This is a genomic window from Ruegeria sp. HKCCD7559, assembly GCF_013110575.1.
GTDB lineage: Bacteria > Pseudomonadota > Alphaproteobacteria > Rhodobacterales > Rhodobacteraceae > Ruegeria.
Genome location: NZ_WVQU01000001.1, coordinates 1,299,021 through 1,315,311, shown reverse-complemented (window position 1 = coordinate 1,315,311; position 16,291 = coordinate 1,299,021). Strand labels below are relative to the sequence as shown.

The following is a 16,291-nucleotide window of genomic DNA, read 5'->3' as shown; positions in this document are numbered from 1 at the left end:
TTAGTTCAGGCTGGCTCGGGTCGGGGTTTTTTCAAGCAGATCGCCCCAATCGGTGCGATAGGCCATTTCCGCCAGCACGGTTTCAGGCAGAAATTCCTGGTTCTGACGGATCTGCCATCCGCCGCCCAGACCCTTGTAAACCGCAACCAGATTGCTGGACACCTGCTGCCGCGCTTCGATCAGGTTTGCCTGCGACCGCAAAAGCGCGGTCTGCGTGTTCAGAATGCGTGAATAGCTGGCGATACCGTCCCTGTACTGGCTGACGGCGATATCAGCGGCCTTGCGTGAGGCATCGACGCTTTTCTGATAGAATCCAACCTGTTTGCGCGCCTGTGCATAGGCGACCATTGCGCTTTCCACCTCGGAATACGCGGTCAGTACGGTGTTCTGGTAATTGGCGATCAGCGCTTGATATGCCGCATCCTGCGCACGGACATTGTTCTTGATGCGGCCATAGTTGAGCACGTTCCAGACCACGCCGGCACTGGCCAGACCGGTGGTGCTGTTGCCGCTGAACAGATCGCGCCCGCCCGATGCCTGCAAACCGATCGCGCCCGACAGCACGAACTGAGGATACAGGTCAGCCATTGCGATACCCACCTGCGCCGATTGAGTCGCAGCGGCCAGTTCCGCCGCGCGGACATCCGGGCGGCGGCGCAGCAATTCTGCTGGCACCCCAACGGCCACATTTGTTCGTGCTGACGGGATACGGCCGGAATTCCCCAGCAGGTTGGTCATCCGGGACGGCGTGGCCCCCAGCAGCACGGCCAGCGCATTCTTGGTCTGTTGCAGGTCGCTTTCCAACTCGGGCACCAAGGCTTTGGTATTGTTAAGCAGGGCAGTGGATTCCTGAACGTCCAGTTCGGTCGTGACCCCGTTGTTGAACCGCAGCTGGGTCAGGTCCGCCGATTCCTGCTGCAATTTGATGTTTTCCCGGGCGACCGCCAACGATTCCTGCAGCGCGCGGATATTGACGTAGAGCGCGGCCACGTCGCCGGTCAGTGTCACCAATGCGTCATCATAGTTTGCGACCTGCAAAGCCAGATTCGACCGCGCCGCCTGCACACCGCGCCGTTGTGCGCCCCAGACATCCAGCTCCCACTGGGCGTCGAACCCAACCTGAGACGTCGAGAATTCGGTATCCAGGGGGATGATCCGGTTGATATCGGCAACAGGCCCAAGGTTGTCGCTGATTTGCCGCCGCTGCAAAGACGCGCCTATGGCCTGGGATTGTGGGTACAATTCGCCGAAAGCGATCCCCAGCTGTGCCCGCGCTTGCAGCACCCGCGCGCCCGCGACCTGAAGCGTCAGGTTCTGAGCATAAGCTTCGGCAATCAGCCGGTTGAGGGTCGGGTCATTGAATGTCTCCCACCATTTGACCACGGGTGCGCTGCGCGATGTCAGGCCGCTTTGACCGACGCTGGGGCTGTTTACCTCGATCCACTGCTTGACGACCGGAGAGTTCGGGCGCACGAAATCGGGCCCCACGGGCGTGCAGGCCGCGAAAGTGGCGGCGCAAAGTGCAGTTCCCATCAACCGGCTAAGTGTCATGGCGCGCATCCTCAGATATCCAGCGGTCGAATGAAGTTGGCGAAGGAATAGAGACGGATGTTGATGCGTCTCAGGAACTCAAAGCTTTTGCCCATGCCGGTGTAGATCGCCACTGCGGCGTGGCCGCCAGCCGGGAAAGTGTGCCCTTCCGGGATATCGACGGTGATCTGCACGGCAATTCGACCGGGCAGTTTCGGCAGTTCAAAGCCGGGCAGGCGGCCTGAAGGGATCAGTTGCCCTTGGCGTGTGGCCCACCAGATCGCCTCGACCTTGCCCGTCAGGATTTCGCCCGGGTAAAGATCCAGCGCCACTTCGACCTCTTGCCCCGGTTCCACGAATTTCAGATTCTGCTGGCGAAAGGTCGCAAGAAGATAGGGGCTGTCCTCGGTCACGAAACTGGCTATCGCGCCCAGTCGAACATCGCCGACGACCAGCCCGGGGCGGGCTTGCTGCGATACGATCATGCCGTTTTCAGGCGCGTAGATCGTTGTGTTTTCAAGAAAATACTCAGCCTCGGCCAACTGCGCCCTTGCCTGGAGAATACCCGTGTTAACACCGTCTATCTGGGACTCCACAGCCAGTTGCGCCTTTTCCAGATTTGCTTCGGCCTGTTTGACGGCTGCAAGGTCTTCGGTCACCTGCTCGTTCCAGCGGTCCAGTTCGTCTTGCCGCGCTCCACCGGCGGGCACAAGAGTTTCATACCGGGCTTGCTGAGTCTGCGCATAGGCCAGCTGTGCGTTTGCGCGTTCAACAGCTTCGGTCGACGCGATCACATCCTGTTCCAGAATCTTGGAATTCTGTTCAGCGGCGACCAATTGCGCCTGCGCATTGTCCACCGCCAGTGAAAACACCGTGTCATCAAAGCGGTAGAGTGGATCGCCCTTGGTGACAGGTGTGTTCGGTTCCACAAGAACTTCGGTCAGGATCGTCGGCTGTGTCAGTTTGGGAATGATCTGTATGGTCGAACGCACCACGTGGCTGTCGGCCGAGAAGGGTTGAAAGAACCGCAATGCGACCAGAAAAATCAGCAACAGGTGCGCGCCAACCCAAAAGGATACGATGCCCCAGGCGATGTTGAATTTCAGCAGTTCCAGCTTGAAGAAAATAAGCCAGACGAAAATGATGTAAAATAACGTGATGCCAAGGGCGACGAACATGTTTTGTGACTTCCTCTGGCCTTAGCTTTGCTGCGGATCGTCTGTGTCCAGACGACCTTGATATTCAGGTCGGACATCGCCACCCAGACGTTTGATTTCATCACGAATGGCGTCTTTTTCCTCGTCAGGGCCACGGCGAATGTCGACCGTAACGCCATCATGGAACGCCCACATAAAGGCATGGACCCAGGGCACCACGGCCAGAAATCCCATCCAGCCCATTATCTTTACGGCCTCGGCATGGGGATGGTTGCGCTTGATGGCGATCCGACCCGGAAGACCCATGAGAAAAAGAAACAACGCCATCACAGCCGCCAGAAGCAGGATCAATGCCACGAAAGTCAGATAGTCATAATAGCCAAGCGGCTGTCCCAGTAGTCCCATGCTCGCTCCTCCTTTTCGGGAAGGTTACGGTATCTTCAGTTGCCGGCGTCCAACTCGTCAATCAACTTGTAGCTTGTCGGCGGGTCGGCGCAGATACCCGGCCCGCATTCCAACAAGGTCGAACCCGCGTTCAGCACCGCCAAAGCCAGCATGACGAAAAACGCGATCTTGGCCAGAGCATTTCCGCCGAACCTTGGTTCCTGACGAGAAGGGTCCGCGTATTGGCGATCAAACAACAGCATGATCGACGTGCCCAGCAACACAAGGAAAAAGGCGATCCCGGCCCAGGTATAGTAGTGCAGGCCCAAAACAGGAGAGCCATAGTGCCCGGTGCCGGGTACGATATGCAGAAGTATTTGGCGGATCGATACAGTGCCGCCATACAAGGCCGCAATCAGCACGATGGCATAGTGTTGCGGCCGTGGACCGTAGAGCAGGTTCAAACCAAGCCCCACACCGACGGCAACGAACCCAACACGTTGCAGCAGGCAAAGCGGGCAGGGCAGTTCATAGAGGACAAGCTGATAGAAAAACGCCAACGCCAGTACAAGGCAGACGGCAAGCATACCGATCGCGTTGAGGGTGCGGGACAGTTCAGGTGTCATGGCAAGCCCCTCAGAGTTGAATTGTAAGCGGTGTGGTGGCGTGGAATTTCAACCAGTAGATACACATGGTCAATGTGACGAAAAACAAGGCGTTGCCAGCTTTGGTCAACTTGAAATAGTTCAGCCCCATCGTGGCGATAAACAACGAAAATAAAAGCGCAATCATGGCCCGGTCCTCCCCTCCCGTGCACAAATTCTTGTATGAAGGATAGTGTCAGGCCAAGTTCGATCTGGCAAGCCGCGCAACTCGCCCGGACGTTGTTATTTGCCCGCCTCTAGTCGCAGATGACGACATCAGTCTGCCACTCGCGACAATGCTCTGGCAGCTTGCCGGGCAGGGGCAGGTCGCTATACACCGTGTCAAGTTCGGCAATTGATCCTATCCGCGCCGGGGCCGAGCGTTGAAACTTTGAATGATCGGCAACCAGAAAAGTTCGGCGCGCCTTCTCGATGATGGCCTGGCTGACCTGAACCTCCTGAAAGTCGAAGTCCAAAAGATCGCCATCCGCGTCCAGCGCCGAACATCCTATGACGGCGATGTCGAATTTGAACTGCCGGATGGCTGATACGGTCAGGTTGCCGATCAGCCCCCCGTCTGTCCGACGCAAAACGCCGCCGGCCATGATGATTTCGCAGTCCGGGTTTTCGACAAGAATGTTTGCAACGTTCATGTTGTTGGTCACCACCAGCAGGTTCTTGTGGTTCAGCAACTGCCTTGCCACGGCCTCGGTCGAGGTTCCGATGTTCATGAAAATTGATGCGCCATCCGGGATATCAGCCGCGCAGGTTTGAGCGATGCGGGTCTTGGCGTCCGCGTTCAGCGCGCGGCGGTCCTCGTATCCGATATTTGAAACACCCGAGCGGAGAACAGCGCCCCCGTGAACCCGGTCCAGCTTGCCCGCATCTGCAAGCTCGGTCAGGTCGCGCCGGATCGTCTGAACGGTGACGCCAAAGCGTTCAGCCAGCCCCTCGACGGTAACGCGCCCATCGGTGCTGGCGATTTCCAGAATGTCGGATTGGCGAAAGGACAAGGACATGGGCAGTTCCGGTGTAGAGGATTGATTTTCGTTTTTGTTCTTTTTGTCGATTTTGGCAAGCCAACTTGCTGGAAATTCATACCAGTGTTGCAAAAAGAAAAAAAACGAACATAAACATTGACGAAGCGAAGGTCATTCTGGCTAATGCCCGCAACCGTGTCAGGCAGGGAATCAATGGATATGCAGTCAACGGACAACCAGATCACAGACCTTTTCATCATCGGCGGCGGGATCAATGGCTGTGGAATAGCGCGGGACGCCGCCGGGCGGGGTCTTTCGGTGACGCTGGTCGAGATGAACGATCTCGCTTCTGCCACGTCCTCTGCCTCGACCAAGTTGTTTCACGGCGGATTGCGGTATCTTGAGTATTTTGAATTTCGCCTGGTGCGTGAGGCCCTGATCGAGCGTGAAACCCTGCTGCGCGCGATGCCGCATATCAGCTGGCCCATGCGTTTTGTGCTGCCCTACCACAAGGATATGCGGTTTGATTCCGAAACGCCGACCTCGCGGTTGCTCAGCACGGTCATGCCGTGGATGCGCGGGCGGCGTCCGGCCTGGCTGATCCGGTTGGGCCTGTTCATGTATGACAATCTGGGCGGGCGCAAAATCCTGCCGGGCACGACGTCATTGAACCTGCGGTCAGCGCCCGAGGGGGCCCCGTTGCAGGACAAGTTCGAAACCGCTTATGAATATTCCGACTGCTGGATCGAAGACTCGCGATTGGTGGTCCTGAATGCGCGTGACGCCGAGTCGCGCGGCGCGCAGATCATGGTCCGAACCGAAGTGACCTCGGCCGAGCGGGTCGGCGATCTTTGGGAAGTGTCCGTTCGGGATCGGAACAGCGGTAAGACCCGTTTGGTCCGGGCCAAGATGCTGATCAATGCAGGTGGGCCCTGGGTGGGCGACATCATTCAATCCAAGATCCGCGTGAACTCTCGCGAGGGCGTGCGGCTTGTGCGGGGCAGTCATATCGTGACGCCCAGGCTTTACGATCACGACAAATGCTATTTTTTCCAGGGCGAAGATGGCCGCATCATTTTCGCCATACCATACGAGCAGGACTTTACCTTGATTGGGACAACGGATCAGGATCATCCGGACCCGTCGACCAAACCGGTCTGCACCGAGGCCGAGCAGGATTACCTGTGCGCCTTCGCATCAAAGTACTTCAAAAAAGGCATATCGCGCGATGATGTCGTGTGGACCTATTCCGGCGTGCGGCCTCTTTATGATGACGGCGCAAGCAGTGCCACTGCGGCAACGCGGGATTACACGTTGAAAGTCGATGCGCAGGGCGGGGCGCCTGTTTTGAATGTGTTCGGCGGCAAGATCACGACCTATCGCAGGCTTGCAGAAAGCGCGCTTGAGAAGGTCGGTGAGTTTTTTCCGAACCTGCCTGGCCCCTGGACCGCAGGTGTCGCACTGCCGGGGGGTGATTTTCCGGTGGATGCTGTCGAAACCGTGAAAAGCGATCTTATGTCGGCCTATCCCTTTTTGACCGAAAGCTGGGCTGCCCGCCTGATCAGAGCTTACGGGACCGAAGCAAGGGATGTATTGGGTGATGCAAAACAGGTATCCGATCTGGGAGAGGAGTTTGGCGCAACCCTGACATCGAAAGAGGTCGCGTGGCTGATGGACAAGGAATATGCCCGTTCCGCCGAAGATGTGGTTTGGCGCCGCAACAAGCTGGGCTTGCGGCTGAGTGCCGAGCAGATTGCGCGGATCGATCAATGGATGTCCGAACGGTCCGAGGATAAGGGGTAGCCTGAAAACGCCTGAATCCTAGTAGCGGAATTGCAAAAAAGCCCCATCAGTTCAGATAGGGCTTTCGGTGTTCAGGCGGCTTTTTCCGTAGGGTCGGGGTCGCTCTTGGTGCCCTTCAACCATTCCCGCATGCCTTGCATCAGGGCATAGAGCACGGGCACCACGATCACACCAACCAGCGTTGCGGCCAGCATCCCGCCGAACACCGCGACACCAATCGCCTTCTGGCTGGCGGCACCGGCTCCGTTCGCGGCCAGCAGGGGCACAACGCCAAGCAGGAAGGACAACGCAGTCATCATCACGGCGCGGAAACGCTGATACGCAGCCTCTGCGGCGGCCTCTTTGATGGGAAGACCCTTGGCGCGTTGCTCCATGGCGAACTCGACGATCAGAATACCGTTCTTCGAGGCCAGCCCGACAAGCATGATCATACCGATCTGCGTATAGAGGTTGATGTCACTGCCCACGATGGCCACCGCCGCCACGGCCCCAAACAGGGCTACGACAACGGAAAGCAGGATTGAAACAGGTAGCGTCCAACTCTCATACTGACCCACCAGGAACAAGTAACCGAACAGGATGGCAAGCCCGAGGATGATGATCACCAGACTGCCCGAGGCCAGCTGCTGCTGCGCTGTCCCTGTCCATTCGAACGCATAGCCCGGGGGCAGGGCGGTCGCGGATTCTTCGGTCATCACGCTGATTGCGTCGCCGCTGGACAAGCCGGGTGCTGGGACCGCCGTCACCGTGGCCGACCGGAACAGGTTGTGGCGCTTCAGCAGGACCGGGCCCAGCACGTTTTCAACGTCGATCAATGTCCCCAGCGGCACCATGTCTCCGTTTTGGGAACGGACATAGAGGTTCGCGATATCTTCGACATTGTCCCGATAGGTCCCTTCGGCCTGAATCATCACGCGATAGACACGGCCGAACAGGTTGAAGTCATTGACATAGTAAGATCCCAACTGTGCCTGCATGGTCTGAAATATCTCGGCGACCGAGACATTCAGCGTTTTGGCTTTCTCGCGGTCCAGATCAACGAACAGCTGCGGGACGTTGGCGCGGAAGGTCGTATAGGCCTGCCCGATCTCGGGCCTCTGATTGGCCGAATACACGAACGAACCCACAGCCGAGGCCAGATCCTGCGGAGTGCCACCGCCGGTTTGCTGAACTTCCATCTCGACACCGGCGGACATACCAAGGCCCTGGATGGGCGGTGGGTTGAAAGCAAGGACCGAAGCTGCTGATTCACCGTTCGCGATCGCCAGCACTTTGGCCAGTATGGCGTCCGCGCTCAGATCCTCTTCCTGCCGTTCGCTCCAGTTTTCGAGGTTGACGAAAATCGCGGCGCCGTTGGTGATTGTGCCGTTCAGCATCGAAAAGCCGTTGACCAGAACCGTGCTCGCGACGCCCGGGATTTCTCTTATCTGTTCGTCCAGACGAGCGGTCACCGCCTCGGTCCGTTCCAACGTTGCGGCATCGGGCAACTGAACATCAACGAACAGATACCCGTTGTCTTCAAGCGGAATGAATCCGGCCGAGGTGTTGGACATGATTGTCCCGGTTCCCATGCCAAGCCCAACCACGATTGCCAGTGCAATGGCCGGAAAAACCAGCAGCTTTCGTACAATGGCGACATAGCCGTTGCGCACGGTGCCGATGAAGCTTTCGAACATCGCAAGCACCCCTTTGGGGGGGCCGGACCGGGGGCGAAGAACCAAGCCGCACAGGGCCGGCGAAAGGGTCAGCGCGTTGATGGACGAGATTACGACAGCGGTCGAGATCGTAATGGCAAATTGGGAATACAGCCGCCCCGAGATACCGGGCATGAACGTGACCGGCACGAACACCGCCAGAAGAACCAGCGTGGTCGCGATGACCGGCCCAGTGATCTGGCCCATGGCTTTGCGGGTCGCTTCAGCAGGGGGTAACCCTTCATCGGCAATGATGCGCTCCACGTTTTCGACGACGACGATGGCGTCATCCACCACGATACCGATGGCCAGCACCAAGGCGAACAGCGAGATGGTGTTCAGCGACATCCCAAACGCCAGCAGGAAGGCAAAAGTACCGATCAGGGATACCGGGATTGCCACCGCCGGAATGATCGTTGCGCGCCAACTTCCAAGGAACACGAACACAACCGAAATAACCAGAATGAAGGTCAGGATCAGGGTCGAGACCACATCGTTCAAAGACGCCTCGACAAAGTCGGTCGTGTTGAAGGGGACATCATATTCGACATCTGTCGGAAAGGCGCGGGACAGCCGCTCCAATTCCGCCTGCACGCGTTCCGAAACCGCCAAAGCGTTTGCACCGGGGGCCTGATAGATGCCGATAACCGTGGCTGGAACCGCCTGAAAATAGCCGGAAGCCGCATAATATTCCGCGCCAAGCTCTACCCGGGCGATGTCTTTGACGCGGACGATGGCACCGGCGTCACCTGTCCGGATGACAATGTCACCGAATTCCTCTGCGGAGGTCAGACGGCCTTTGGATTTAATCGTGTATTGAAACGTCTGCCCTTCGGGAACGGGTGGCGCACCGATCGAACCGGCGGATACTTCGATATTCTGTTCCCGGATCGCATTGATGACATCCCCCGGTGTGATGGACAGCGCCGCCATCTTGTCCGGGTCCATCCAGATCCGCATGGCGTATTCAAGGTTGGTCAGAACATCGGCCTTGCCGACGCCCTGCACGCGGGCCAGCGCATCGCGCAGATTGATCGAGGCATAGTTCGACAGGAACACACTGTCATAGGTCCCATTTGGTGAGGTCAGAGTGACCAGCATCAGCATGTTGGTCGAAGATTTCTGTGTCACCACGCCGGACGAAGTCACTTCGGCTGGCAGCGACGACATGGCCTGCGCCACCCGGTTTTGAACGTTGACCGATGCGATGTCAGGATCGGTGCCGACCTCAAAGGTCACATCCAGCGAATAGGACCCGTTGTCCGATGATCTGGATGTCATGTAGATCATGTCGTCCACACCGTTGACCTGCGCCTCGATCGGCGCGGCAACGGTGTTTTCAACGGTCTCGGCGTTTGCGCCGGTATAGGTGGTCGAGACGTTGACCACGGGCGGGGTGATATCGGGAAACTGCGCGACCGGCAGCACAAGGTATCCGATACCGCCCATAATGGTCAGCACCAGCGAAATGACGAGCGCCAGCTTGGGCCGGCTGATGAACAGGGCTGAGAACATCTGTTACTCTCCCGGTTGTTCAGAGGCGACGACTGCGTCAACAGCGACGCCGGGGCGAACCCGTTGCAGGCCCTCGACAATGACGCTTTCGCCTTCGCGCAGCCCGTCCAGCACGATAATCGCGGTTCCGACCGTGTCACCGGTGGTGATGTAACGCTGTTCAACCATCTGCTTGTCGTTGACCACCAGGACAAACTCACCCCGCTGATCGCGCTGCAAGGCGGCTTGAGGCACCAACACCTGCAAGGTCGGTTCCAGCGCTTCGATCTGCACATTCACAAAGGCGCCATCCAGAATCAGCCGGTCCGCGTTGTCGAACTGGGCGCGAATGGTAATTGCGCCGGTCAATGGGTCGATACGGTTGTCAACGAATACAATTCTGCCGACTTCACCCATCTTGGTGCCGTTGGGCAGGATGACGTGTACATTCGGGCTTTGCGGGCTTTCCGCCAGCGATGCCGAGTTTTCACCATAAGTCTGCAAGACTGAGGTGAAGAGCTTTTCGTTCAACGAGAAATTCACATATATGGGCGTCTCGCTGACGATATTGACCAGAGGAGGGTTGTTTGGGCCTACCACATCTCCGACGCTGGTCGTGATCCTGCCGATACGGCCGTCGAATGGCGCATGTATCTGCGTGTAGCTCAGGTCAAGCTCGGCCTGCTGGATTGCAGCATTGGCCGCCTTCACCTCTGCCTCGGCGACCAGTTCGTTGGCGCGGGCAATGTCGCGTTCTGACTCTGGTGTCGCGTCGCGTTTGTAAAGTTCTTCTTTACGCGCCAGATCGACCTTTGCCAGTTCAAGATTTGCTTCGGCCCGGTTCAGATCGGCCTTTCGGGCCTCAAGCGTCGCCTCGTACAGGTCGGGTTCGATGGTGAACAGCAGATCGCCTTCTTTGACGGTCGCCCCATCCTCGACTTCGCGGCTGTTGAGAAATCCGTTCACCCGCGCCACGATATCGACCTTGTTGATTGCCTCGGCGCGTCCGATGAACGTGGCTTCGTCGGTGATTTCCTCGGTATAGGCCGCCGCTATGGAAACCTTTGGCGGTGCCCCTTCTTCCTGCGCGGTCGCCGGATGCGCCAAACCCAAGGACATCAGCATGAATGCGGCGGCCAAATGCCTGCTGGTCTTGTTGGGTGAAAGGAATGCTGGGGACATGGCGAAAGCCTCGATCGATGCAGAAACAAAAGATACCGACCCAGTCGCCACGGCGACGCGAGTCGGAGGAACCTTGTCTCAGGATGACTTTTTTGTGCCGATATCTCAAGCGTGATGAGTCCCGCGCTGGTCAGGGCGGAGGTCAAAAGTTCAAGCACTTATGCTGGCTTAGGCCCTGACGCGGCCGCGTGGCCCAAACAAAAGGGGCCCGAAATGGGCCCCCCGGGTCTATTGTGCCGGACCGATCAGTCGCGGGTTCCCGCGAACCTGTCCTGCCATTCTTCGCGCTGTTCATCCGTTATCTTGGCGAACAGAACGTCTGGCACGGCAAAGTCGTGGCCGGACGGCAAGGCGTTCAATGCGGTGGCAACATCATCGGGCCAGCTGGTATCCAGAGTGTTCATCGCGCTCAGCATACGGGCCGAGGTTTCGGGGATGAACGGTGCGCTGAGAACGGCGTAAAGCCGGATCAGGTTCAGGCCAAGACGTACCTGCGCGGCGGCCTGCTCGGGGTCTTCCTTGAATGTCGACCACGGAGCTGCGGCCTGTAGATATTCATTTCCTGCGACCCAGATTGCCCGCAGCTCCTGCGCGGATTTGCGAACCTCCATCGCCTCCATATGGCCTTCATAGGCGCGGACACGTTTGGTGAGCTCTTCGATCAAGGCCTGTTCGCGGGGGCCGAACTGTCCACCTTCGGGCACGGTCTCACCAAATTTCGAGCGGCAGAATTTGGTGATGCGGCTGACAAAGTTGCCCAGAACGTCTGCAAGGTCCTTATTCACCGATTGCTGGAAATTCTCCCAGGTAAATTCGCTGTCGCTGCTTTCGGGTGCATGGCTTAGCAGCCACCAGCGCCAGTAATCGGCAGGCAGAATGTCCAGCGCCTGATCCATGAACACGCCACGGCCCTGGCTGGTCGAAAACTGGCCGCCGTCATAATTCAGGTAGTTGAACGACTTGATGTAATCCACCAGCTTCCAGCGCTCGGGTGATCCGGCCTCTTCATTATGCGCGTTGGTGCCTAGGATGGTGGCTGGGAAGGACAGGGTATGGAACGGCACGTTGTCCTTGCCCATGAACTGGACATAGCGCACGTCGTCCGCGCCCTTGTCGGTGCGCCACCAGCGTTCCCAATCCGCATCAGTCCTGCCGTTGGCGTCCGCCCATTCCTTGGCGCAGGCGATGTATTCGATGGGGGCGTCGAACCAGACGTAAAAGACCTTGCCTTCCATCCCCGGCCAATCCTGATCGCCTTTCTTGACCGGTACACCCCAGTCCAGATCGCGGGTAATGCCACGGTCCTGCAAGCCGTCGCCATCATGCAGCCACTTCTTGGCAATCGAAGTGGTCAGGACCGGCCAGTCCGTCTTGCTGTCGATCCACGCATCCAGCTTGTCCTTCATCGCGGATTGACGCAGATACAGGTGCTTGGTCTCGCGCACTTCCAGATCGGTGGATCCGGAAATGGCCGAGCGCGGCACGATCAGGTCGGTCGGATCCAATTGTTTGGTGCAGTTTTCGCACTGGTCGCCGCGTGCGCGATCATAGCCGCAATTGGGGCAGGTGCCTTCGATATAGCGGTCAGGCAGAAAGCGGCCATCGGCGTTGGAATACACCTGTTTCTCGCTGACTTCGCGGATCAGGCCCGCGTCATCCAGCTTGCCCGCAAAATGCTGGGTCAGGCGCTTGTTCTGGTCGCTGGACGAGCGGCCGAAGTGATCGAAGCTGAGACCAAACCGGTTGGCGATATCGGCCTGAATCGCATACATGTCGGCGCAATATTCCGCCACCGGCTTGCCAGCCTTGGCGGCGGCCAGCTCGGCGGGTGTGCCGTGTTCATCCGTGGCGCACAGGAACATGACCTCGTTCCCCTGGCCACGCTGGTAGCGTGCGTACAAATCAGCCGGCAATTGCGAGCCGATCAGATTGCCGAGGTGTTTGATCCCGTTGATGTAGGGGATCGCCGAGGTGATGAGAATCCGAGCCATGATCCGTTTCCGCGTAACTGTCTGCGCGCCCGTCTACATGATGTGATCGCCCAGCAAAAGCCCGGCATTGACTTGCTTGTCGATTTAGATCCCGAAGGGATCGAAAATCGTGCTGCCGCGACGGTCTGGATCGCGTTCCGGAGACGTAAAATGCCACTGAGTAAAATGCCACTGAAGTGAACAGAGGGATCTCAACGCTGCGACTCCGAGTGGCAGCGCCTTCTCCTTGTTCCATACCGAACCGACCGAAAAGGTCGGGGCGATCACAAAAGATATTAAAAAAAACGGGGGCGTTGGGTTGTTCAGTCTTCCCGTGATCGTTTCAGAAGGCGACCAATCGTGAATGAGGTGCGCGGGGCGTAAACATAATTCGTGCGCTCCTCGGGGGTGGGGCGAGACCGCATCCGCGCCAGACCAAACACGATCAGGAAGACATGCCCGAACGCCACGAAGGCAAAAAGGGCACCGGGGCCAAATTGCTGGATCAGGGTCGAGGTTATGTAGGGCGATGCAATTGCCCCCAAGGCAAACCAGAACATCAGGGCAGCCGAGAGTTCCACCCGTTCCTCGGACGTGGCAAAGTCGTTTGCGTGGGCGGAAGAGACCGAGAAGATCGGGAAGGTTGTCAGACCGAAGAACACGGCCGCCGACATGACTCCGATCGTTCCGGTGCCGCTGGCCGCCATGGTGACGCCGCAGCTGAATACCGCGGCAGCTGACAGCCAGATCAGCACCCAGCGCCGGTCATATTTATCAGCCAGCCAGCCGACAGGGTATTGAGCAAGCGCTCCACCCAGTACGAAAGAGGCCAGGAAGAATGCGATCTGATCGACGCCCAGTCCGACCTCTTGCCCGTAAACCGGACCCACCATTCGGAACGAGGCCGAGCTGAGCGCGGCCACGATCACGCCAGCCACGGCCAAGGGTGAGCTGCGCCAAGCCAGCTTGGGTTTCAGACGGGGCGCGTCGGGTGTTTTGGGTTGGCTTGCTTTGGTCAGCGTCAGCGGCAGAAGTGACGCACAGCACAGGATCGCCAGCAGGTTGTACGAGACGTAAGAGGCCGGGGGCAGAACGGCGATAATCAACTGGGCGCACAGGGACGCGCCCATATCCGCGATCCGGTACGTTCCCATTGCACGCCCTCGGGTTTCATTGGTGACCTTTGCGTTCAGCCATGCCTCGATCACCGTGTATGCGCCTGCGACGCAGGTGCCCGAGGCCACACGAAGGGCGGCCCAGATATATGGGTTTTCGGTCAGCGTATGTCCGATGAGACCCATCGCACCCAACGCGGTGCAAACTGCAAATGCGCGCGAATGACCAACATTGCCCATCAGACGTGGCGCCCACCAGCAGCCGATGAAAAACCCCAGAAAGTGCGAAGACCCCAAAAGACCGATCTGCTCGGTCGTGAAATCCAGCGTGATGCCGGAAATGGCATCGAGTGGCCCGACGCCTCCTGTCGAAAGCTGAAGCAGAATGACCGAAAGAAACAGGGCGGCAAATGAAATGATCGTGCGCATGGTGGTCTCAGATTGGCAGGGTCGCCGCACAATGCGCGCATCAATTCGACTTTAGCGAGTCGTTTTTTGCCGTTCGGCGATCAGGTCGCGCGTATGATCTCGGCGCGGATGTTCAGGCCGACAGTGTCGTCAACCAGGTCAGGATAGCCCGAAGCTCCGAAGTCGTGCCGGTTCAAGGCGCCCTTCAGACCAAAGGTCAGACGGCTGAGATCGTTTGCCGCACTTCCCGCCTGCCGGTACAGATTGGCCTCCAATGTGATCGGGCGGGTCACGCCGCGGACCGTCAGATCACCCGTGATCCGAGCGCCATCTGATATTCGCCCTTCCGCGCCCAGTTGTATGTCTGTTGACACAAACCGGATCTTTGGGTGCTGTTTCGCGTCCAAAACGCTGGGGCTGAGCATGGGCATACGGGCAAAGGGCAGCCGTGTTCTGGCTTTGCTGACGTCCAGTGTCACCGTGACCTGGCTGTTCTGCAGCCGACCTGTGTCAATCTGAACATCGGCGGTCCGGATCGGCATCGTCCCTGACTGTGTCACCCCCGCAAGATCAAAGGTGAACCCGACCCGGGTGCCTTCATCCGACAGGATGTATGGCCGCAATGCGGCTTGTGCTGCCCGGGTCAGGGGCAGGGTTGCCAGCCCGGCAAGCAGGCTGCGACGGGTCAGAAGGGTCATGCCATGACGCCTTCCCGTGTGGGGCGGGATCTTCTGAGCAGCATCAGAACGATTGCAATGTTCAGACCGTTCCAAAGGATGCCATTCACGAACGCCAGTTGGTAGCTTCCGGTGAGGTCGTAGATCCATCCTGACATCCAGCCACCGAGTGCCATGCCAAGAATAGTCATCATCATGACGAACCCGACGCGCGCGCCAGCTTCTCGCGGCGGCATGTATTCGCGGACAATCAACGCATAGCTGGGCACGATGCCGCCCTGTGCCAGACCAAAGAGCAGACTGATGGCATAAAGCGACACCATTCCATCGTAGGGCAGGAACAGGAACAGGGCGATACATTGCAGGAGCGAACCGATCAAAAGCGTCAGGACCCCGCCAAGCCGATCTGCCAACAAACCCGAGATGATCCGGCTGACAACACCACCCAATAACATCAGTGACAGCATCTCGGCCCCGACCGCGGGCCCATATCCCAGCCCGACGCAATAGGAGACGATATGAACCTGTGGCATCGACATGGCGACACAACAACCGATCCCGGCCAGGCCCAGAATATATTGCAGCGCGCGCGGTGATACACCGACACTTCGTGCATTGATTTTGGCGGATGCTGCGGCGGTGCTGTGTGCCTCGACCGGAACCCTGCGGCGTAGCAGCAGCGACAGGGGAATGACGACGACAAGCGTCAGCACGGCGAGCGTCAGATAGACCTGTTGCCATCCATCCCGCGCCAGAATTCCGGACAGCATGGTGGGCCAGATGGCGCCGGACAGGTAATTCCCACTGGCGACCAACGCGACGGCAATGCCGCGCCGTTTCATGAACCAATGTGAGATATCTGCGATCAGCGGGCCAAACCCAATCGATGTGCCCAGTCCCAGCAGGAGATGTGCCGCGGATAGCAACATTATGCTTGGTGCCAGCGTTGCCAGCACGTAGCTCAGCGCACTTAAGACGGCTGCTCCGATCAGGGCGCTGGTGACGCCCAGCCGGTCCACTACCTGCCCCAGCCACATGTTGCCCAGGGCAAAACCGATCATTGCCAGAGTGTACGGCATCGAGGCTTCGGCACGACCGGCCCCGAATTCGGTTTCAACTGCGGGCATGACCACGATCACGGCCCACATGCCGACATTCGCCACTGTTGCAATGGCGAGCGTGATCAGAAGGCGAAGCCAGGAATAGCGGCTGTCATGGATCGGATGGCTCATGTCGTGACGCTAGGGCGCGGC

13 protein-coding genes are annotated in these 16,291 nt (G+C 58.5%); 1 reads left to right on the top strand and 12 read right to left on the bottom strand.

Annotated features, from left to right (window positions below):
* The 6 genes from GS605_RS06570 to GS605_RS06545 form a co-directional block, all read right to left on the bottom strand.
* The gene (locus GS605_RS06570; protein ID WP_253283240.1) at positions 1-1,551 is read right to left on the bottom strand and encodes an efflux transporter outer membrane subunit; all 1,551 of its coding nucleotides are present in this window, start codon (positions 1,549-1,551) and stop codon (positions 1-3) included.
* Between the two features lie 11 nt (positions 1,552-1,562).
* Positions 1,563-2,708 carry an HlyD family secretion protein gene (locus tag GS605_RS06565; protein WP_171633005.1) on the bottom strand — a complete coding sequence of 382 codons (1,146 nt, stop codon included), beginning with the start codon at positions 2,706-2,708 and terminating at the stop codon, positions 1,563-1,565.
* A gap of 21 nt (positions 2,709-2,729) precedes the next feature.
* On the bottom strand, positions 2,730-3,092 hold the full coding sequence (locus GS605_RS06560; RefSeq protein ID WP_152457735.1) for a DUF3302 domain-containing protein: 363 nt from the start codon (positions 3,090-3,092) through the stop codon (positions 2,730-2,732).
* A gap of 35 nt (positions 3,093-3,127) precedes the next feature.
* On the bottom strand, positions 3,128-3,697 hold the full coding sequence (locus GS605_RS06555) for a disulfide bond formation protein B (protein WP_171204606.1): 570 nt from the start codon (positions 3,695-3,697) through the stop codon (positions 3,128-3,130).
* Positions 3,698-3,707: 10 nt separating this feature from the next.
* Complete coding sequence (locus GS605_RS06550; RefSeq protein WP_171633003.1) at positions 3,708-3,863, bottom strand: DUF5993 family protein; 156 nt, start codon at positions 3,861-3,863, stop codon at positions 3,708-3,710.
* Positions 3,864-3,972: 109 nt separating this feature from the next.
* Positions 3,973-4,734 carry a DeoR/GlpR family DNA-binding transcription regulator gene (locus GS605_RS06545; RefSeq protein ID WP_171633000.1) on the bottom strand — a complete coding sequence of 254 codons (762 nt, stop codon included), beginning with the start codon at positions 4,732-4,734 and terminating at the stop codon, positions 3,973-3,975.
* A gap of 174 nt (positions 4,735-4,908) precedes the next feature.
* Here GS605_RS06545 and glpD point away from each other — a divergent pair, with 174 nt between their 5' ends.
* Entirely contained in the window at positions 4,909-6,498 is a 1,590-nt protein-coding gene (gene glpD, locus GS605_RS06540; RefSeq protein ID WP_371807728.1) for a glycerol-3-phosphate dehydrogenase, read from the top strand.
* Between the two features lie 71 nt (positions 6,499-6,569).
* Here glpD and GS605_RS06535 read toward each other — a convergent pair whose 3' ends face one another.
* The 6 genes from GS605_RS06535 to GS605_RS06510 all read right to left on the bottom strand — a co-directional run bounded on the left by GS605_RS06535 (position 6,570) and on the right by GS605_RS06510 (position 16,270).
* Positions 6,570-9,707, bottom strand: coding sequence for an efflux RND transporter permease subunit (locus GS605_RS06535; RefSeq protein WP_171723424.1), 3,138 nt, complete (start codon positions 9,705-9,707; stop codon positions 6,570-6,572).
* A gap of 3 nt (positions 9,708-9,710) precedes the next feature.
* A complete protein-coding gene (locus tag GS605_RS06530) occupies positions 9,711-10,811 on the bottom strand; it encodes an efflux RND transporter periplasmic adaptor subunit (RefSeq protein WP_371807736.1) in 1,101 nt (366 codons plus the stop codon).
* Between the two features lie 302 nt (positions 10,812-11,113).
* On the bottom strand, positions 11,114-12,859 hold the full coding sequence (gene metG / locus GS605_RS06525; protein ID WP_171723422.1) for a methionine--tRNA ligase: 1,746 nt from the start codon (positions 12,857-12,859) through the stop codon (positions 11,114-11,116).
* Between the two features lie 302 nt (positions 12,860-13,161).
* Positions 13,162-14,382: an MFS transporter gene (locus GS605_RS06520; RefSeq protein WP_171632989.1), complete on the bottom strand. Its 1,221-nt coding sequence runs from the start codon at positions 14,380-14,382 to the stop codon at positions 13,162-13,164.
* Positions 14,383-14,462: 80 nt separating this feature from the next.
* Positions 14,463-15,059, bottom strand: a complete 597-nt coding sequence (locus tag GS605_RS06515) for a YceI family protein (RefSeq protein ID WP_171723421.1) — start codon at positions 15,057-15,059, stop codon at positions 14,463-14,465.
* Positions 15,056-16,270 carry a CynX/NimT family MFS transporter gene (locus GS605_RS06510; protein ID WP_171723420.1) on the bottom strand — a complete coding sequence of 405 codons (1,215 nt, stop codon included), beginning with the start codon at positions 16,268-16,270 and terminating at the stop codon, positions 15,056-15,058. The genes GS605_RS06515 and GS605_RS06510 overlap by 4 nt, the downstream gene beginning before the upstream one ends.
* Positions 16,271-16,291 lie beyond the last annotated feature (21 nt).